Source organism: Streptomyces sp. NPDC104309 (assembly GCF_055584025.1).
In genome coordinates, this window is sequence record NZ_JBVJMV010000001.1 from 208760 (window position 1) to 227604 (window position 18845).

The following is an 18845-nucleotide window of genomic DNA, read 5'->3' on the forward strand; positions in this document are numbered from 1 at the left end:
GCGGAGTCGGCCGTGCGGAGTCGCTCGGACCCCGTCCCGCCCGGTCCCCGTACCATGCGGAAGCGTGAAGCTGACAATTCTGGGCGGCGGCGGATTCCGGGTTCCCCTCGTGTACGGAGCACTGCTCGCCGATCGCGCCGAGGGCCGCGTGTCCGCGGTCACCCTCTACGACACCGACGCCGACCGGCTCACCGCCGTCGCCCGGGTGCTCGGCGAACAGGCCGAGAACGTGCCCGACGCTCCCGCCGTCACCGCCACCACCGAGCTCGACGAGGCACTGCGTGGCGCCGACTTCGTCTTCTCGGCGATCCGCGTCGGCGGCCTCGAAGGCCGGGCCGCCGACGAAAGGGTCGCCCTCGACGAAGGTGTGCTCGGCCAGGAGACGGTCGGGGCGGGCGGCATCGCGTACGGGCTGCGCACCGTACCCGTCGCCGTCGACCTCGCGCAGCGCATCGCCCGGCTCGCCCCGCAGGCCTGGGTCATCAACTTCACCAACCCGGCAGGCCTGGTCACCGAGGCCATGTCCCGCCACCTGGGCGACCGGGTCATCGGCATCTGCGACTCCCCGGTGGGCCTCGGCCGCCGCATCGCCGGAGTGCTGGGCGCCGACCCCGACCGGGCCCGGATCGACTACGTCGGCCTCAACCACCTGGGCTGGGTCCGCGCACTGCACGTCGACGGCCGGGACGAACTCCCGCGCCTGCTGGCGGACCCGGTCCTGCTCGGCTCCTTCGAGGAGGGCCGGCTCTTCGGAGCCGACTGGCTGCGGTCGCTCGGCGCCGTCCCCAACGAGTACCTGCACTACTACTACTTCAACCGGGAAGCCGTACGCGCCTACCAGGAGGCCGAGCAGACCCGCGGTGCCTTCCTCCGCGAACAGCAGGAGGGTTTCTACGCCCGGATGAAGGACCCGGCCGCCCCCGCTCTGCGGTCCTGGGACCGTACCCGCGCCGAACGCGAAGCCACCTACATGTCGGAGAACCGGGAGGTCGCCGGGGTCGGCGAGCGGGACGAGAGCGATCTGGAGTCCGGTGGCTACGAGAAGGTGGCGCTCGCCCTCATGCGGGCCGTCGCCCGGAACGAACGGACCTCGCTGATCCTCAACGTCCGCAACCGCACGACGCTCTCCGTGCTCGACGCGGACGCCGTCATCGAGGTGCCGTGCCTGGTCGACGCCAACGGCGCCCGTCCCGTCGCCGTCGACCCGCTTCCGTACCACGCCGTCGGACTGGTCACCGCGGTCAAGGCCGTCGAACGCGCGGTGCTGGACGCGGCGGACAGCGGCTCGCGCGCCGCCGCCGTGAAGGCCTTTGCGCTCCACCCGCTGGTCGACTCGGTGACGGTGGCCGGACGTCTCCTCGACGGGTACATGAAGGTGCATCCCGGCCTCGCCTATCTGAACCGGCCCTGAGGGCCGTCGGTGAAGTCGGTCTGAGAGGACCGTACTTCACTGCTGACCAGGAGGTGGAGCTGGGCGTCCAGCCAGGCACCTGAGGGGCCGGTGAGGCCCTCCCCGTCCAGCGCGGCTGCGCCGTCCAGCGTGTCGAGGAAGACGCGCAACAACGTCGCGGCACGGGTCAGACCGGTGCGCGAGAGCGCCGTCGCCGCCTCGTCGATACGGGAGCGGGCAGGGCCCGTCAGACGGCGCAGCCCGGAGTGCGGCACGGCCGACATGGCGGACATCGCCTCGTCCAGCACCGCCGACAGCGGATCGGACGGGCGACGCACCGCCGCCGCCAGGGCCGCCGAACCGTCACCGGCGGCGAGATCGGGCACGACCACTCCGCCCGGGGTGAGCACCGCCATCGGGTCGATCCCGATCCCACCGCCGGTGCGGTGCACCGCACCGCTGACATGCGTGGCGCCGCCCTCCAGCGCATCGGCCAGGGCGTCCAACGCACCGGGGCACTCCGGCCGGTACCGCGACGTCACCAGCGCGGTGGTCCCCGAGGCGTCGCGCACGACGGCTTCGAGGCGCTGCTCGGCGGGGTCGTAACCGACGCTCTCCACCGCCGACAGCGCGACGACATGGACCGACTCCGCCTCGACCCTCGGACGGATCATCCGGGGCGGCCTCCCCTCCCAGCCCGCGGTCAGCGCGGACAGGTCCCGTACGAGCAAGGGTTCCGGCAGCTCCGCCCAGGCGGCACCGACGGGGGTGATGGTCGTCGTGCCGAGCCGGCCGCGGGAGATCGTCAGCGCGCGGCTCGCCGTGCGCCGTACGCTCTCGCTGACCAGGCTCCCGGCGGCCAGGGAACCCAGCGGCGTGGCGAGGACGCGGCGGGTGGACAGCCGGTGGCCGGTCAGTTCCTGGCCCTCGGCGGCCGTCCAGGCCTTGCGGAGGACGAGGACGGTGCCCGCGCCGGGATGGGCGAAATACACCTCGGAGACCAGGGACTGCGGCGTGCCGTGCACACGGCAGCCGAGCGAGACGAGCCGGACCCGGCGCAGCGGGGTGTCGCCGGCCTCGCGGGTGCCCAGCACGCCGGGGAGTGCGGCGGCGCGCCGCCGGGCATGGACTTCGGTGAGCAGGGCGGCGACCAGCTCCGGGCGGTAGTGGGCATTGCGGTCGGCGTATGCCGTGAGCTGGTCCGTCAACTCGGCGAGCGCGCCAGCCGGCCAGTGCATCGACGCGGTGGCCAGCCCGGCACCGGCCCGTGCCAGGGCTCCGCCGAGGACCGGGCCGACATGGGCCACGCCCTCCGCCAGCAGTTCGTCCGCCAGCTCGACGGCCGCGTCGAGCGCGGGCCCGGCCGTCGGCGGTGCCGTGGCGCGCCCGCCGACCCGCACGGGGACGGTGAGCCCGTCGCTCCCCGCCGCGTCGGCGGCCCGGAACGCCCAGACCGCGAGAGCCACCGCCTCGCCGCGCAGCGCGGCGGCCGCGTCCGTCAGCGCGTACGCGATCTCCTCGGGGACCGGGAAGCGTACCGAGCAGGTGGGGAGTTCGACCCGAGGCTCGGGGTGCTCCGGGGACGGGCGGTGCACCACGGCGGCGTAACCCCGCTCGAAGGTACGGCGGGCCGCGGCGAGCGGACGGGCGCCCACGGCTTCCGAGAGGGCCGCGTCGTCGCTGCCGCCCGGGGACCAGTCGGTGAGGGGAGCGGCACCGGCCGACGCGACCCCGTCCCCGCGCTGGTAGGCCAGTACCAGGGCGATGAGATGGCGGCATATGCCCGGTGCGGCGCAACTGCAGTCGCCGTCGTCCAGACCGGTACCGGGCGGCAGCGCGGTGGTGGTGCCGTCCTCGAAACGGGCCCGCACCGTGGCGTCCGGGTCCGTCGTGAGAGCGGGCGCCGTGCCCGTGTCCAATTCCTTCGTGGCTCGCTTGACCAGCCCCCGGTTGGCCAGCGCCGCGAGCGTGTCCGGGGTGAGGGCGAGCAGATCGGGGCGCGTGGTGTCGCCCGGCGTCCCGGTCATCGGCCCAGCCTTCCGGCGACGAACTCGGCGAGGCGGCCCGGTGTCATCGCCCCGATGTGCGCCCCGGCCGCGGCGAGCCGCCCGGCCAGCTGACGGTCGTAGTCGGGGTTGGCGTCCTCGTCGAGCGCGGCCAGCCCCAGCACGGTGCTGCCCTGCTCCACCAGCGCCCGCACCGTGCGCAACAGCCGGTAGGGGTCACCGCCCTCGTAGAAGTCGGTGACCAGCGCGACGATCGTGCGCCGCGGATTCTCCACCAGACCCGCGCCGTACTCCACGGCCCGCGCGATGTCGGTGCCCCCGCCCAGTTGCACCCGCATCAGCAGCTCCACCGGGTCGGTCACATCGGAGGTCAGGTCCACCACCTGGGTGTCGAAGGCGATCAGGTGCGTCTTGAGACCGGGCAGGCCCCACAGACACGCGGCGGTCACCGCGGAGTGGATGACCGATCCGGCCATCGAGCCCGACTGGTCGACCAGCAGGATCAGCTGCCACTGCGTCACATGGCGCTGCGTACGGGAGTGGAAGTGGGCGCGCTCGATGAGAAGACGTCGCTCGGCCGGCTGGTAATGGGCGAGGTTGGCCCGTACGGTCTGCCGGAAGTCGAAGTCCCTCGCCACCGCCACCCGGCTGGGCCTGCGGGAGCGGGTGCCGTGGAAGGCCCGGCGGATCTCCGGCCGGAGCCTGGCCAGGAGCTGTTTCACCACCGACTCGACGATACGCCGGGCCAGCCGCAGCACCTGCGGGTTCATCAGGTGCTTGGTGCGCAGCAGGGCTCGCAGCAGGGTCGGGCTCGGCTCGACCCGTTCCAGTACGGCGGGGTCGGTCACGATCTCCTGGATGCCGTACCGCTCGACGGCGTCCCGCTCCAGGCGCTCGATGGTCTCCTTCGGGAAGAGTCGATGGACGTCGTCGAGCCAGTCGACCGCGGTCACGGCGGACGGGCCGTCACCACCCGTGCGCGGGGCGGTACCGGTGCGGCGCACGCCGCGTCGGGCGAGGTCGGGGTCGCGGCCGTAGAGCCAGTCGAGTGCGGCGTCCCGGCCCGCGTTGCCCGGTCCCAGCGGTCCGGTGTGCTGTTCGGCGGCGGAACCGAGGACCAGTCGCCAGCGCTCCAGCCCCTCGTCGGGAGCGGCTTCGGGCGCGGTCTCGCGGCTCTTCCCGGGCGCGGGCGCCGGGTCGGGTACGTGTTCGGGCAGGGTCATGGGGTGGCTCCCAGGTCATAACGGGCCAGCAGCCGCGACACGGACTCCTCCAGATCACGGGCACGGGCGATCAGCAGCGGGTCCGCGGCGGTCCGCAGCAGGGAACGCGTGGAGCCGCGCACCCCGCGCCGTTCCAACAGCCGACCGGCGATCCGTTCACGTTCGCGCGGCGGGAAGAACGCGAAGGCCTGACGCAGCGCGGGCAGACCCGACAGGAACGCGTCGTCGGGCAGCGCACACACCAGGCTGTCCAGCACATCGATCAGCGACTCCGCGCCACCGTCCCCGCTCCCGTGTCCCACGGCGCCCGTCAGCTCGTCGCGGGCGAGCGCGAACAGCCCGGCAAGCCAGTCGCCGAGCGCGTCCGCGCCGGCCTTCGCCACGGGACGCACCGCCTCGGCCGGATCCCCGGAGGTGCCCGGGTGCCGCGTCAGGGTCCGGTGCAGTCCGAACGCGGCGCCGCGCAGATCGACCGGCGCCTCCGGGTCGCCACTGATCCGCCACGCGATCGCGCACACCGTCTCCGGCCGGACGGAGAGCACCTCGGGCGCGTGCAGCACCGCGTCCCGCGCCGCGACCACGGCCCGCAGACGGGGGAAGTCCACGCCCCGCCCACCGCGTGTCCCCTCCAGAAGCCACAGCAGCCGCGTCGCCGCCCCGTCGATCACCGCGGCGAGCAGCGGACCGTGCGCCACCCCGAACACCCGGTCGTGCCGCCACAGCCCCAGGGCTGTGGAGAGGATCTCCCCGAGCGCACCGACGTTCTTCAACCCGCCCACCCGGGAGGCGAGTTCTCCGAGGAACTGCTCGGAGAACCCCTCCATCCCGCACAGCACGGCGTCGAACAGCGCCCGCGCCAGCTCATCGGCCTCGGCCGTGGCATCGTGGGTCCGCTCGGCGAGCGCGGCGGCCGCGGCCTCCGCCAGGGTCGCGCCGTACGCCCCCGCCTCCACCAGCGCCGCCTCGCGCCCCGAGGCGGACTGCGACTCCCATCGTTCGGTGAAGACCGGGTCGTTTCCGTGCTCGGGGCCCGCAGTCCTCCCGTGACCGGGAACCCCCAGCACCCGCAGCCGGTGCAGCACCCGGCTGCGCTCCAGCGCGGCGGCGTCCGTGAGATCGAGGCGGTACGAGGTCCCGGGGCCGCCGTCCAGCGCCAGCCCGGCGAGCTGAGCCGCCACGTCGTGAACCAGCGGCGGCGCAGGGGTGCCGGGGTGGAGGCGCCCGGTGCGGTCGCCACGGCAGGCGGCCACCATCTCGACCACGGCGGGATGGGCTCCGCCCGGCAGCACGCCCCGGCTCGTCCACGGGAGCGGGTGGTCCAGGTCGTCCGTGATCAGCGCGCCCGCGAGACCGTCCAGGACATCGATCCTGGCAGGGCGCGGGTGGCCGCGCAGCGCCGTGAGTCCCTGTGCCAGGCTCCGCGCGGCGATCAGATCGGCGGTGGACACCGGGAACCGGCGTGCCCGCAGCCGTTCGACGACCATGCGCAGCAGACCGTCCGCCGCGGCCTCGGGGCCCGCCTCCCACAGCTCCTGGTAGTAGCCCGGCGACGGCATCCCCGACTGGTAGCCGGTAAAGGCGTCCAACTGCCGGAAGGAGTACGGCACGAGGAAACTCCCCGCCAGGGCCCCGTCCGGTGGGGCGGGCACCTCCGGCCATCCGTCGGCGCCCCGCCCCCAGCCGTCGCCGGCCTCCTCACCGGACGCGGTGAGCGCACGGAGCGCGGGCTGGTGGAAACCGCCGGTCACCACCAGCACCGGCCGGTCCCCGGCCACGGCGACCGCCGTCCGCACCCATGCCGCCATGTACGTCTCGCGCGCCCGGTCGCCCGCGTCGGCCTGCGCGTCGCCGCGCACCAGCGCGAAGTACGCATCGAGCTGTGCTGCGAGACCGTCCTCGGGCTCGACCTCGAACAGCCGGTCCCAGAGCGCGTCGGAGGAATCCACCGCGAACTGCCGGCACAGCCGCTCCGTCGCCTCCGCGTAGCGGACCTCCGCGTCGGCATAGCGGTTGGTGCGCTCGGCGAACGCGGGATGCCAGGCCGGCAGATCGATGAAGCGGACCTCGGCACCGGCCGCCCGTCCCGCCCGCAGAGCGACCCACTCCGGAGAGTAGTCGCAGAGCGGCGCCCAGGACGTCGCGGCCCGCTCCCCGTCGCGGTAGTGACTGAACACCGCGACCGGCAGGTCGTGGCCGAGCAGCAGCTCGTCCAGCCGTCCGTTCATCTCGGCAGGACCCTCGATCAGCACATGGGCCGGCCGAAGCTCCTCGACGATCCGCTCGACGAGCCGTGCGCAGGCGGGGGAGTGGTGACGCACCCCCAGGAACAGCGCCGGCATCAGTCCGCCAGCAGATGGCGTGCGTCGTACAGGGCCTGCCACACCGGACCGCGACGACGCGGCACCTGCTGCTCCAGATAGCGGCGCAGCCTGGCCAGGTCCTCCGGGCTGTCCTTCGCCGCCGTCCCGGCCAGACAGGCCACGACATCGGCGACACTGCCCGGCTCGCCGCGCAGGAACCAGCCGCGCACGCCCACCGCATGGGCGACCGAGACGGCCTCCGCGGTGCTCATCACCGCTGAAGGAGCGCCCGCGCCGCCACCCGGCCCGCCCTTCTCACCGGCCCCCGCGCGCAGCTCGCGGAACGTACCGACCAGGACCTCCAGCACATCGCGGTCCGGCGGTGGCTCCACTCCCGAACGTCGCAGCAGCGTCGTCACCTCCGCCTCGACGAGCGCCAGTTCGGTGTCCAGGTCGGGGATCGGGAACACCGTCTCGAAATTGAACCGCCGCTTGAGCGCCGCGCTCATCTCGTTGACTCCCCGGTCCCGGGTGTTGGCCGTGGCGATGACGTTGAAGCCCTGCCGCGCGAAGACCATGCCGTCCGGTCCGGTGAGCTCGGGGATGGCCACTACCCGTTCGGAGAGCAGCGACAGCAGCGAGTCCTGCACCTCCAGCGGACAGCGGGTGATCTCCTCGAACCGTACGAGCCTGCCCTCGGCCATGCCACGCAGCATCGGCGCCGGGACCAGCGAGCGGGTGGAGGGCCCCTCGGCGACCAGCAGCGCGTAGTTCCAGCCGTACTTGATCTGGTCCTCGGTGGTGGCCGCGCCGCCCTGCACCGTCAGCGTCGAGTCGCCGCTGACGGCGGCCGCGATCAGTTCGGAGAGCAGCGACTTGGCGGTACCCGGCTCTCCGACCAGCATCAGCCCGCGGCTCGTCGCCAGTGTCACCAGCGCCCGGTCCACCAGCGAGGGGTGGCCGACGAACTTCCGGCTGACTCCCGCCTCCGCGTCGCCGATGACGAAACGGCGCGCCGCGCGCAGGCTCAGCTCCCAGCCCGGCGGTCGCGGATCGCGGTCGTCGGACCGCAGCGCGGCCAGCTCCTCGGCGTACCGCACCTCGGCCGGTGGGCGCTGCACCGCGACCGGGCCGCCGTCCGGCGTCTCGACATGTGTCTCCCTCTGCACGGTCATGAGGCGACGCCCTCGGTCAGTTCCGTCAGGTCGGCGAGGAGTTCGGACACGGTCACCGCGTCGAGATCGGTGAATCGGTGCGGGTGGGCGCCACTGGCCCAGTGATCATCGGGCCGGCCGTCGAGCCAGACCGTTTCGAGGAGTTGCTCGGGGAACATGTCGACCACCCCGACCGCGATGCCCTCGTGCAGCGCGATGACCAGATAACAGTCGTCGGCCAGCCGCTTGGAGATCCAGCGCTCCACTCCGGCGTCCTGCGGTGCCCCGCGCTCCCAGCCACGCCGCTGCAGCCCGAGGACCTTCCCGGTCGGCACCTTGAGCCCCTCGAACCGGGTGAGCCGGTATCCCGCGCCCTCCTCCTCGGGCAGTTCGTACACGGCGCGCCCGAGCTGCGCGAACGGCTGAAGGATCTCGTAATCGGCGAACACCTCCGACCAGACGGTCAGTTCATCCCCGAGATCCAGCGGGTGCGCGAGCCGCACGGTCGCGTCGTCGGCCAGGGCGAAGACATCGTCCTGGGCGTCGGCGAACGTACGGTCCTCGGCGACCCGGAAGGCGGTGCGCACACCGTCGTCCGCCTTGCTCAGCCACACCAGCCGGCGCACCAGATGCCACAGCAGCGGATGACCGACGAACAGCTCCTGGAACTCCTGGGCCGTCCAGGGACGCCCGGACACCATCGCGGCCTCCAGCCGGCGCACCTGGTCGGAGGCGATCGTCCGGACGTCCTTCTTGAGCGCCATGAACCGCTTGCGCTCGGCCGGGGCGAGTTCCGCGTCGTCCCGGGCGCCCGGCTGCGGCACATCCTTGCGGCGCTTGCCGTCACCGTCCAGCACATAGGGCCGCAACTGCTCGTCGAAGCCGACCGTGAACGAACGGGGGCCGTAGTCCACGACCGTCGAACCGTCCTCGTCGAGGCCGAGGTCCGGCACCAGACGGTCGGAGAGCTGCTCCCCGGTCAGCCCCAGCCCCGCGGCGACCTCGGCGATCTTCTCCTGGGCCCGTGCCTTGAGCGCCTTGAACTTCACTCGCTGCGAGATGCCGTGCAGATGCAGGAGAGCGACATCGGTGCCGATGGACGCCAGTACATCGAGTCCCTCCACGGCCCGGTGGTGCGCGCCATCACCGGGCCAGGACCGGATCACGGGGGTGAGCCGACGGACCGTCTCGTCGTCGCCCAGCAGCCCCAGCGCGTGCAGCGCCCACGACTCCTTCGCGGGCAGATTGGCCAGCTGCCACTGCTCGAACAGGGCCCAGGCGAAACCGGCGAGCGAGGGGGCATCGGCCGCCTCCACGAGTTGGGCGATCCCCGGGTACGCCTCGCCGGGCTTCGACAGCGCCAGCATCGTCAGGACATGGCGCACCGACTGCACCGGCAGCGCACCGCCGGACCGGACCACGATCTGGGGCAGCAGCGCGGGCTCCGCCCAGCCCGGCAGCACCGGCATCCTGGCGGGCAGCCCCCGCTCCAGCGGGTCCGCGGACAGCAGCACCTCCATCGCGGCTTCCGTCTGCGCCCCGTACACCCGCGCGGCATCGCGCACCACGGCGTCGCCGTGCACTGCGGCGATCAGCGTCAGTGCCTGCTCGGCGGCGCGCCGTGCGGCGCCTTTCCTGCCCACGGCGTCCGGCACCAGGAGCGGCGCGGCCGCGACACCGTGCCGGGTGAACCAGGAACGAGCCGTCGTCGCGGTGGACTTGAGCCGTACCGCCCAGTCCGCCATGTGCCGGGCGACCTGCACGTCGACGAACGGGAGCAGCAGCGGGGCGAGCGCGCTGGGCTGCCGGGGCACGGCGCGCAACAGCAGCGGCAACGCGGCGAGGCCGAAGCGTGCGACGACCGGCTTGAGGGTGTCCAGGCCGTCCCACAGGTCGGTCGGATCCCAGGCGGGCAGGAGCGGTGCGACCACCTCCTCGGGCCCGTGGACGAAGACCCGGGCGGGCCGCAGATCGCCCAGACTCAGTTCGCGCCGCAGAGCCGCGCTGTCCTTCTCCCAGTCGTTCTGGACGCGGTCGGTCGTGTACCAGGAGGAGGTGGCCGCCCACGCGGCCCGCTCCTCGGGCAGCCATTCCAGCGAGGGCTCGGACACGGCGGCCGGACCTGTCACGACCACTTCCTTCACCGTGGTGCGGGGCCGGGACCACGGCGGCGCCGTCAGCACGGCGGGCAGCGCGTCCACGGGCGCGTCGGCGATCAGATCCTCGGGGTTGAGCAGGGGCTCGACGACCGCCACGACCTCGGGGTCCAGGTCCCCGAGTGCGAGCGTGACCAGCTCGTGGTGGGCGCCGATATGACCGCGGAGCAGTTGTGCCGTCCGGCCGGACGACGCGGCCGGATCGCCGTGCAGCTCGGCGGCCAGGAGCCGCACCGCACGGACGGGGTAGCGGCGCATGGCGTCGAGGAGAGCGGGACGGACGTGCTTCGAGTCCGCATGGGCCAGCAGGCCGAGGAACGCCTCGTCGGTGGGAAGCTCCACCAGGGAGTTGGCGGCGAGCTTCACCCTGTCGGAGTAGTAGTGGTTGCCGTCGAGGGATTCGGCCAGAGGGGTGGCGACGGCCGGTCCGATGCCCTCGGCGACCGTCGCGATGAACGCGACGCCGTCGGTGAAGCCCGGCCGGTGGGGGAACCGCTCCATCTGGGCGGCCGAGTTCAGAGAGCTGAACACCATAGCGCTCAGGGTGTGGTCCCGTTCCGCACCCACTCCGGGATCCGCGCAGAGGTCCTCGACCCAGTCGGTCTCACTCGGTACCAGATAGGAGACGATGATCTTGCGCAGGGCATCGGTGCGGCATCCGGCCAGCACCTCGACCGTCTGCCGGTACGTCTCCTCGTCGGCCGCGGCGAGCAGCGCGCGGACCCGGTCCATCGCCGGTCGGCGATCCCTCGCCCAGTACGCGTGGCGCGGCCCTGCCAGCGTCTCAAGCCAGGGGTCGCTCCGCCGGCTGCCGCTCTGCTGCCAGTTGGCATCGACCGAGAACATCTCCACCGCGGCCCGCGCGGCGAACGGCAGACCGTAACGCTCGCACCAGTGGTCCGCCCACGCGGAGTGGGGCACGGGATAGAGCCCGATGACCGCTGCCAGAGCGGCCGCCCCCACCGTCGAGGGGCTTCCGGCCACATGCGACCGCAGGTGGTCGGCGGGCCCGGCAGCCGAACGTGGCGCGTCCACGAACTCCTGGATCCAGGTGGTCTCTTCGGCGATCCGGGCCTCGACCTTGTCGAGCGTCTCCCGCCGCACCTTGCCGGGCACCCGGTGTGCACCACCGCGCCGAGGGTGGAGCGTCCGCCGCCAGTTGGCGGGGAGCACGAAGGTGTCCTCGTCGGGCAGGACAAGGGCCTCGGCTCCGGGTGGCGCCGAAGGGCCCGCGTCCGGAGCCGCGCCCGGCGCGGTCGCGGTGACCGCCTCCGCGGCGCCCTCGGCCGCCGCCCCCACCTCGCGGTACCCCTTCTTCTCCTTCTCCGCGATCGTCTTGCGGACCTGCGCCGACGCGGCCTCGGCCGACGCGTACTCCTTCGTCTGCGTACGCCCGTCGCTCCCGCACCGCCCGTAGCGCACCGTCACCACGACGCCCTCGGCCTCGGTCTCCCAGAACTTCGACGCACTGCCCTCGACGTACTCCCAGCGGCGCACGGTCCCGTCCCCTTCACACCCGGACAGCCCGCGCTGCGGCGGGCTTTTCGATCAGTGGTGCCACAGTAGAACGGACCACTGACAACGCAGCGTGAGCGGGCTGCCCGGGGAGGGAAGCAGTAGGTCAGCCGCTGTGCGAGAGCTCTTCCCTGTGCACGGGGCGAGCGAAGGGCAGTCCCGAGACCAGCCGTTCCACCTCGTCCACCGCCGCGCTCCCGAGCCGTTCCAGCTCATTGCCGAGCGAGCCCGCCAGATGCGGTGTCAGGAAGGCGCCCGGCAGGTCGAGAAGCGGACTGTCCGGTGGCAGGGGTTCCGGATCGGTGACGTCGAGTACGGCGCTGATCCGGTCGGCCGCCACCTCGTCCGTCAACGCCGATGCGCCGTCGACTGGCTGACGTTCCGTAAGTGAGCGGGGCGAGGGGGCGGAGGATTCCCGTGGGAATCCTCCGCCCCCTCGCCCGCGTCAGGGAGCGGAGACGGCGCGCGCGTCGCCGGACGGTGCCCACGACGGCGTCACTCCCGTCACCTGGCACACCATCAGGAAGAGCGGGATGGGCGGAGTGTACGGCGTACGGCTGTCGGGCTGGTGGATGAGCCGGGGCCGTACGGCAGGAACGAACGCCCCCTTCGCATAGGCGGCCTGTGCGGGCCAGTCCAGATCGAGATCGGAACCCGCGGGCACGATCCACCACCAGCGGTCGGCGTCCGCGAAGACACAACCGGTACGAGGCAGGTGAGACATCAGCCGGAAGCCGTACCGGGAGGGCACGCCCACCGCGTCGCAGCCCAGGCTCGCCGACAGCGAGGGCGGCAGCGGCAGTTGCACCGTGCCCGTGGCGCGCAGGGGCTGCCGGGAGCGGCGCGCTCCGAGCAGATGGGACATCGCGTTCTTCAGCATGACCGCTCCGAGCCGTGCGGCAGTTCCGCCCAGACGATGCGGCCCGAGCCGTTGCCCGCGTCGCGGGAACCCCAGGAACTGCTCATCGCGTCGACGAGCAGCAGGCCGCGTCCGTGCTCGTCGTCGGAGGTGCGGCAGAGCCGCGGCCCGCCGGGCTGGTGTCCCTGGTCCTGCACCGCTATGCGCAGCCGTCCGTCGAGGCAGCGCAGCTCGCACACGACACGAGCGCTCATGGTGTGCACCACCGCGTTGGTGACCAGTTCCGAGACGATCAGGATCGCCGCCTCGTGCGCGTCCTCGTCCAGCCGCCATTCGTCGAGCCGGGCCCGTGTCAGCCGCCGCGCACCGGCCACCGATTCGGGGTGCGCCGGCAGCGCGAAGCAGTACCGGAGCGCTTCCGTCCCGGGGCTGAGATCCATGAGCCGGGGGATAAGCGCACTGCCAGGTGCCACAACCGATTCCTCACAGTGGGGGCTGCGTCACGCTCCGCGATCTCACGCGAATGAGCACGGTCGTGACTAAGTGAACTGGTTCACTCACCAACTCTCCCTCTGTCGAGAACACTTGGCAAGGGGCACTCTGAAAATTCCAGAGTGACTGTGTCTTGGGAGCCCCGCGCATGGCACACTGCTGGCAAACAGCGCATCGGGAGGTCTGAAGTGAGCGAACCGCGGTCCGCCCCGACCGTGGGTCAGGTCGTTCTCGGCAAGCGCCTGCAGGATCTGCGGGAGCGGGTCGGCCTGAGCCGTGACCAGGCTGCCAAGGTGCTGCGGGTCGCACCTGCGACGATACGCAGGATGGAGACCGCCGAGGTCGCTCTCAAGATCCCCTATGTCCAGCTGTTGCTGAAGGCGTACGGGATCGGCGACGACGAGGCCGAAGCGTTCGTGGAGCTCGCCGAGGAGGCGAACAAGCCCGGTTGGTGGCAGCGCTATCACGATGTGCTGCCCGACTGGTTCAGCATGTACGTCAGCCTGGAGGGCGCCGCGAGCCTCCTGCGCATGTACGAGCCGCACTTCGTCCCCGGTCTGCTGCAGACCGAGGACTACGCACGCTCGGTGATGCGCACCGGAGCCGTGGGCCAGACCAGACCCGAGGACATAGAGCGCCATGTGGCGCTGCGAATGCAGCGTCAGTCCCTGCTCTCCCGGCCGGACGCCCCGAAGCTCTGGGTGGTGATGGACGAGACGGTGCTGCGCCGCCCCGTCGGCAGCGTCGACGCCATGCGAGGGCAGATCGACCGGCTGCTGGAGGCGACCGAGATGCCGCATGTGACGCTGCAGATCGCGGAATTCTCGACCGGACACCACCCGGGAACCTACGGCCCCTTCGTCCTCTTCCGCTTCGGCGTCCCCGAACTCCCCGACATGGTTTACAGCGAGTACCTGACCGGTGCCGTCTACTTCGACGCGCGCCCCGAGGTGGCCTCCTACCTCGAAGTCATGGACCGCATGGCGGCTCAGGCCGCAACTGCACAACGCACGAAGGAAATCCTCCGGGACTTCCGCAAGGAGCTGTGATGGATCCCATATACAACGGCATGCCGGCCGCCGAACTCGGCTCCGAGGGCTGGTACAAGCCGTGGAGCGGCGGGAACGGAGGCAATTGCGTCGAAGCCATGAAGCTGTCCGACGGGAGAGTCGCCGTACGCCAGTCCGCGGATCCCGATGGCCCCGCCCTGATCTATTCCCACGGTGAGATCGCCGCCTTCATCCAGGGCGCCAAGTCCGGCCAGGCGGATTTCCTCCTCACCTGAATCCACGCCTTCCCGGCCCGATCCGTCTCTCCCGGAGCCGTCCCCGTCCCACACTGTTGTTGTTCGCCGACCTACGGACCCATGGAGCGTGCTATGACCGGGCAGGATCCCCGAGCCATCGAGATCGACACCAGCAAGCCGCATCCCGCCCGGATGTACGACTGGTTCCTCGGCGGCAAGGACAACTACCCGGTCGACGAGCAGATGGCCCGGCAGTTGCTGGCCGTCGACGCCAGGGGGGGCGACATGGCCCGGGTCAACCGGGCCTTCATGCACCGGGCCACCCGGTGGCTGGCGGAGAACGGGGTTCGCCAGTTCCTCGACATCGGCGCCGGCATACCCACCGAGCCGAACCTCCATCAGATCGCCCAGCGGACCGCCTCCGAATCGCGCGTCGTCTACTGCGACAACGACCCGATCGTTCTCGCGCACGCGGCGGCCCTGCTGCGCTCCACCCCCCAGGGCGCCACGGAGTACATCCAGGCCGACGCCCGCAAACCCGAAGTCATCCTGGAGGAGGCCGGCAGGGTCCTCGACTTCGACCAGCCGATCGCGCTCTCGCTGCTGGCCCTGCTGCACTTCCTGGGCGACGAGGACGGCGCCGCCGAACTCGTCGACCGACTGGTCGAGCGGCTCCCCTCAGGCAGCTATCTGGTGCTCTCGCACACCACCGGGGACTTCGATCCCGAGGGCGCGGCGCAGGCGTCCGCCATGTACAAGGCGCGCGGGATGACGTTGCGGCTGCGTTCCCACGCCGAATTCACCACATTCTTCGACGGACTCGAACTCGTCGAGCCGGGTGTCTCGCTCTCCGCGGACTGGCGCCCGGAACTCGGCGAGGTCGTCGAGGTGCCCGGCGACGAGCCGATCCCGGGTTACGCGGGTGTCGCCCGCAAGCCCTGACCGTCCGGCGCCGGCCCGTCATCCGCGCCCGACCGGTCGGCGTCGACCGGTCGCCGACGGCCGACGTTCGTGCGCCGGCCCGTCACTGACGGCTGACCGACCGGGTGATGCCGGCGGCGATCGTCGTGGCGAGCAGCCACCCGGCCGCGATCAGCACGTACGACAGCCACTGGTACCAGCCCTGTGGGTTGAACGCCTTCTCCTGCCCGAAGTCGATGATCGGCAGCAGCAGATCAAGGGTGTAGAACAACGCGCTGAACGGCGGGGCCTCGTCGGCCTTCAACGGGGGCGGGTGGTGCAGCCCGTATGCCAGCGACCCGATCAGCAGCAGCGAGAAGAGCCAGGCCGCCGCTCGGACCGGCCGGAATCCGTACCCCACGGTGACGTCCTGCAGGTACCCCCACACCCTCGCGTGCCCCGGCAGGGTGACGCGGTGCGTGCGCTGCTTGGCGAGCTGCACGGTCCGTGCCGCGTCGTCGTCACCGATCCGCCGGTACGCTCCCGCCAGCTGCTCGTAGGCGGACGGAACGTATCCCTCCTCCTCGCGATCGAGCAGCGGCAGCCGCTGCTCGGCGGGCAGATGGGGAAGCAGCACGGTGTATGTCAGCCCCTCCAGGCGGACGGCGCGCGGCCAGACGGCGGGGGCGGCATGAATGAGGTCGATCCGTGCGCGACGCAGATTCACCATTCCCTCGATCGGGGAGGCATCCCGGAGCCACAGCTCGCCGATCGTGCAGCTGCTGGCGCGCACGGCGACACCGCCGGGGTTCGACAGCCGCGCGTGGGCGAAGTTGAGCTGCCCCGGTATCCGGCTGCCGCGCACATCGGTCCGCCCCTCGACCCGGATCCGCATCGCGTGGATGTCGGAGCCGACCGTCAGGGTCTCCGCCCGGAGAGCATCGCCCCCGGGATTCAGCAGCCGGGCGTCGTTCAGCAGGACCTGCCCGGTGACCGCGGCACCATCGAGACGGGACTCGCCGTGCACGACGAGCCCCGGCGCCCATATGTCGTCCTCGACGGTCGCGTGGTTGAGCTGGAGGACCGTCTCGTCGTTGTGAGCCGTCGTGCCGTCGGCGGCCACCCCGATCCGGGTGCGGTCGAGGAACAGCGCCTGGGTGACCTTCGATCCACCGAGCCTGACGGGGCCGGAGATCCGGCAGTCGGTGAGCCTCAGCACGCCGTCGATCCTGATGGTGGCGGCGGTCAGGCCCGGCAGCACCGAATCGCTGAGGTTGAGCTGGCGCAGTTGCGCCCCATACAGATTCGGCGCCTGTTCGAAGTGGCAGCCGGCCAGCAGCACGGGGCACTCGGCCGTCACGTACCGCATGTTCAGGGAGCCCGAGACGCGTGCGCCCAGCACGCGTAGCGCGGCCACTTCGCCGTCCTCCTGCGGGCTGCCGATCAGCAGGGCCCGCAGGACCTCCCCGCGTATGATGCGCTCCGGCCCCCAGCTCGCCCCGGTCGCCGGGTCGTCCTCGGCCTCCACGCCGGTTCGGAAATCGACGGGAACGCCGCTCGGGAAGGCATCCCATACACGGCGTTCGGCAGGGGTCAGCTCGGTGGTCTCCATCGCCGGGACTCTGACCTGCGGCCCGTCGTGGTGTCAACCCCGGCGGGCCGGCGGCGTGTTCAGCTCCCCAGCGCGTGTCCCGTCGTCGCGTCCACGTGCTCGGGGACCTCGTCGTGCCGGTCGCCCACCGACGGCGTACCCGAGGGCTCGAAGAACAGCACCGAGGCATCGCCGGAGGCGGACGGCTTGTGCCACGTCCCGCGCGGCACGACGAACACGGCGCCGGGGGCGAGGGTGACCGCGCGCTCCCCGTCCGGCTCGCGCAGTCGGATGTCCAGCGTGCCGTCGAGCACCAGGAAGAACTCGTCGGTGTCCTCGTGGACGTGCCACACATGCTCTCCGCGGACCTTCGAGATGCGCACGTCGTAGTCGTTGACACGAGTCACTATCCGGGGGCTCCACAGCGCCTCGAACGTCTTCAGCGCATCGCTCAGCAGAATCGGGTCGGGCGAGGTCTTCGTCGTCTGATCGCTCATGATCCCCATCCTCGGCCTTGGCTCCCGCCCCGGCGAGTGCTAGGAATCGCACATGGCGAAAGAATCCTCGCACCGGGTCGCAATGATCGTCTCCGCCGGCTCCAACCCCTTCGAGATGGGCGTGGCCACGGAGCTCTTCGGGCTGCGCCGCCCCGAACTGCCGGTGCCCTGGTACGCGTTCGAGCTCTGTGCCGAGACCCCGACCGTGCACATGCACCACGGTTTCTTCCAGCTCTCCGGCGTCGCCGGGCTCGATGCCGTCGACCGGGCCGACACCGTCGTCGTGCCGAACCGTCCCGACCCGGAGACCGAACCCGATTCGGCCGTCCTCGACGCGATCAGGCGCGCGGACGCCCGGGGAGCGAGACTGGTCAGCTTCTGCACGGGTACGTTCACGCTGGCCGCGGCGGGGGTGCTGGACGGCCGGCGGGCCACCACCCACTGGCGCTGGGCCGACGCCTTCACCGCCCGCCACCCGCGGGTCCGCCTCGACCCCGATGTGCTGTTCGTCGAGGACGGCCGGGTGATCACCGCGGCCGGCAGCGCCGCCGCCCTCGACACCGGCCTCCACATCATCCGCTCCGACCACGGCGCCGAGATCGCGGCCGCCGTGAGCCGCCGCCTGGTCTTCGCGGCCCACCGCGACGGCGGCCAGCGCCAGTTCGTCGAGCATCCCCTGCCCGATGTCCCCGACACCTCGCTCGGCCCGCTCCTGGCCTGGGCCGAGGAGCACCTCGGCACCGGTCTCACCGTGACCGGCCTCGCCGCCCGCGCCGCCGTCAGCCCGGCGACCCTGCACCGCCGCTTCCGCGCCCAGCTCGGCACGACCCCGCACGGCTGGCTGACCGAACGCCGGATCACCCTCGCCTGCCGGCTGATGGAGCGCGGTGAGGAACGTCTCGACGTGGTCGCCCGTGCCAGCGGGTTGGGTACGGCGACGAACCTGCGGATCCAGCTGCGCCGCCGTACCGGACTGACCCCCGGCGAGTACCGTCGCCGCTTCACCCCGGCCCGCTGAGCCCCCGTTCCCCGGGTGACAATGGAGGCATGTCACGACGCACCACACGACCGGGGCGGCCCGCCACCGCCGGCGCGCGGAAATCCGCCTTCCCCGCGGAGTCGCCCTGCCCCTGCGGCCTGCCCGCCGCGTACGGGGACTGCTGCGGACGCCTGCACGCCGGGACCGCCGCCGCGCCGACCTGCGAGGCACTCATGCGCTCCCGGTACGCCGCGTTCGTCGTCCGGGACGAGGCGTACCTGCTGCGCACCTGGCACCCGGACACCCGGCCGCCCGCCGTCGACTTCGACCCCGGGACGCGATGGGTGCGCCTGGAGATCCTGCAGACGACGGACGGCAGTCCGTTCCACACGACCGGGACGGTCACCTTCCGCGCGCACTACACGGACCGCGGGCGGCCGGACTCGCTCCACGAGAAGAGCCGCTTCGTCCGCTCCGGGGGTGCCTGGGTGTACTCGACGGCGGACTTCGTCGAGTGAACCGGACGGGCGGTGACGA

Annotated in this window: 16 protein-coding genes; 6 read left to right on the forward strand and 10 right to left on the reverse strand. The window is 72.1% G+C overall.

The annotated features are described in order from the left end of the window. Window positions 1-64 precede the first annotated feature (64 nt). Entirely contained in the window at window positions 65-1411 is a 1347-nt protein-coding gene (locus tag ACZ68L_RS00940) for a 6-phospho-beta-glucosidase (RefSeq protein WP_469573078.1), read from the forward strand. Here the strand turns inward: ACZ68L_RS00940 and ACZ68L_RS00945 are convergent. From ACZ68L_RS00945 to ACZ68L_RS00980, 8 genes are all read right to left on the reverse strand, one after another. Continuing rightward, entirely contained in the window at window positions 1393-3417 is a 2025-nt protein-coding gene (locus ACZ68L_RS00945; protein ID WP_469573080.1) for a hypothetical protein, read from the reverse strand. The genes ACZ68L_RS00940 and ACZ68L_RS00945 overlap by 19 nt on opposite strands. Then, window positions 3414-4619, reverse strand: a complete 1206-nt coding sequence (locus ACZ68L_RS00950) for a VWA domain-containing protein (protein ID WP_469573081.1) — start codon at window positions 4617-4619, stop codon at window positions 3414-3416. Before ACZ68L_RS00950 ends, ACZ68L_RS00945 begins: the two co-directional genes overlap by 4 nt. Continuing rightward, window positions 4616-6958, reverse strand: a complete 2343-nt coding sequence (locus ACZ68L_RS00955; protein WP_469573083.1) for a DUF5682 family protein — start codon at window positions 6956-6958, stop codon at window positions 4616-4618. Before ACZ68L_RS00955 ends, ACZ68L_RS00950 begins: the two co-directional genes overlap by 4 nt. Continuing rightward, complete coding sequence (locus ACZ68L_RS00960) at window positions 6958-8094, reverse strand: ATP-binding protein (RefSeq protein ID WP_469573085.1); 1137 nt, start codon at window positions 8092-8094, stop codon at window positions 6958-6960. Before ACZ68L_RS00960 ends, ACZ68L_RS00955 begins: the two co-directional genes overlap by 1 nt. Beyond that, the gene (locus ACZ68L_RS00965; RefSeq protein ID WP_469573088.1) at window positions 8091-11726 is read right to left on the reverse strand and encodes a DUF4132 domain-containing protein; all 3636 of its coding nucleotides are present in this window, start codon (window positions 11724-11726) and stop codon (window positions 8091-8093) included. Before ACZ68L_RS00965 ends, ACZ68L_RS00960 begins: the two co-directional genes overlap by 4 nt. A gap of 124 nt (window positions 11727-11850) precedes the next feature. Further along, on the reverse strand, window positions 11851-12096 hold the full coding sequence (locus tag ACZ68L_RS00970) for an NAD(P)-dependent oxidoreductase (RefSeq protein ID WP_469573090.1): 246 nt from the start codon (window positions 12094-12096) through the stop codon (window positions 11851-11853). Between the two features lie 93 nt (window positions 12097-12189). After that, window positions 12190-12624: a hypothetical protein gene (locus ACZ68L_RS00975; protein ID WP_469573092.1), complete on the reverse strand. Its 435-nt coding sequence runs from the start codon at window positions 12622-12624 to the stop codon at window positions 12190-12192. Further along, window positions 12618-13076, reverse strand: a complete 459-nt coding sequence (locus ACZ68L_RS00980; RefSeq protein WP_469573094.1) for an ATP-binding protein — start codon at window positions 13074-13076, stop codon at window positions 12618-12620. Before ACZ68L_RS00980 ends, ACZ68L_RS00975 begins: the two co-directional genes overlap by 7 nt. Window positions 13077-13283: 207 nt before the next feature. Between ACZ68L_RS00980 and ACZ68L_RS00985 the strand changes: the two genes are divergently transcribed. The 3 genes from ACZ68L_RS00985 to ACZ68L_RS00995 all read left to right on the forward strand — a co-directional run bounded on the left by ACZ68L_RS00985 (window position 13284) and on the right by ACZ68L_RS00995 (window position 15283). Next, window positions 13284-14144: a helix-turn-helix domain-containing protein gene (locus ACZ68L_RS00985; protein ID WP_469573095.1), complete on the forward strand. Its 861-nt coding sequence runs from the start codon at window positions 13284-13286 to the stop codon at window positions 14142-14144. After that, a complete protein-coding gene (locus ACZ68L_RS00990) occupies window positions 14144-14380 on the forward strand; it encodes a DUF397 domain-containing protein (protein WP_351072796.1) in 237 nt (78 codons plus the stop codon). The genes ACZ68L_RS00985 and ACZ68L_RS00990 overlap by 1 nt, the downstream gene beginning before the upstream one ends. Before the next feature lie 93 nt (window positions 14381-14473). Then, the gene (locus ACZ68L_RS00995) at window positions 14474-15283 is read left to right on the forward strand and encodes an SAM-dependent methyltransferase (RefSeq protein ID WP_469573097.1); all 810 of its coding nucleotides are present in this window, start codon (window positions 14474-14476) and stop codon (window positions 15281-15283) included. An 82-nt stretch (window positions 15284-15365) separates the two neighbouring features. On the opposite strand, the gene ACZ68L_RS01000 is transcribed toward ACZ68L_RS00995, so the two are convergent. Next, window positions 15366-16853 carry a membrane-associated oxidoreductase gene (locus tag ACZ68L_RS01000; RefSeq protein WP_469573099.1) on the reverse strand — a complete coding sequence of 496 codons (1488 nt, stop codon included), beginning with the start codon at window positions 16851-16853 and terminating at the stop codon, window positions 15366-15368. 59 nt (window positions 16854-16912) lie between these two features. Then, on the reverse strand, window positions 16913-17329 hold the full coding sequence (locus ACZ68L_RS01005; RefSeq protein WP_469573101.1) for a cupin domain-containing protein: 417 nt from the start codon (window positions 17327-17329) through the stop codon (window positions 16913-16915). Window positions 17330-17381: 52 nt separating this feature from the next. On the opposite strand from ACZ68L_RS01005, the gene ACZ68L_RS01010 reads away from it, so the two are divergent. Continuing rightward, on the forward strand, window positions 17382-18347 hold the full coding sequence (locus tag ACZ68L_RS01010) for a GlxA family transcriptional regulator (RefSeq protein ID WP_469573103.1): 966 nt from the start codon (window positions 17382-17384) through the stop codon (window positions 18345-18347). A 29-nt stretch (window positions 18348-18376) separates the two neighbouring features. Next, the gene (locus tag ACZ68L_RS01015) at window positions 18377-18826 is read left to right on the forward strand and encodes a YchJ family protein (protein WP_469573104.1); all 450 of its coding nucleotides are present in this window, start codon (window positions 18377-18379) and stop codon (window positions 18824-18826) included. Window positions 18827-18845 lie beyond the last annotated feature (19 nt).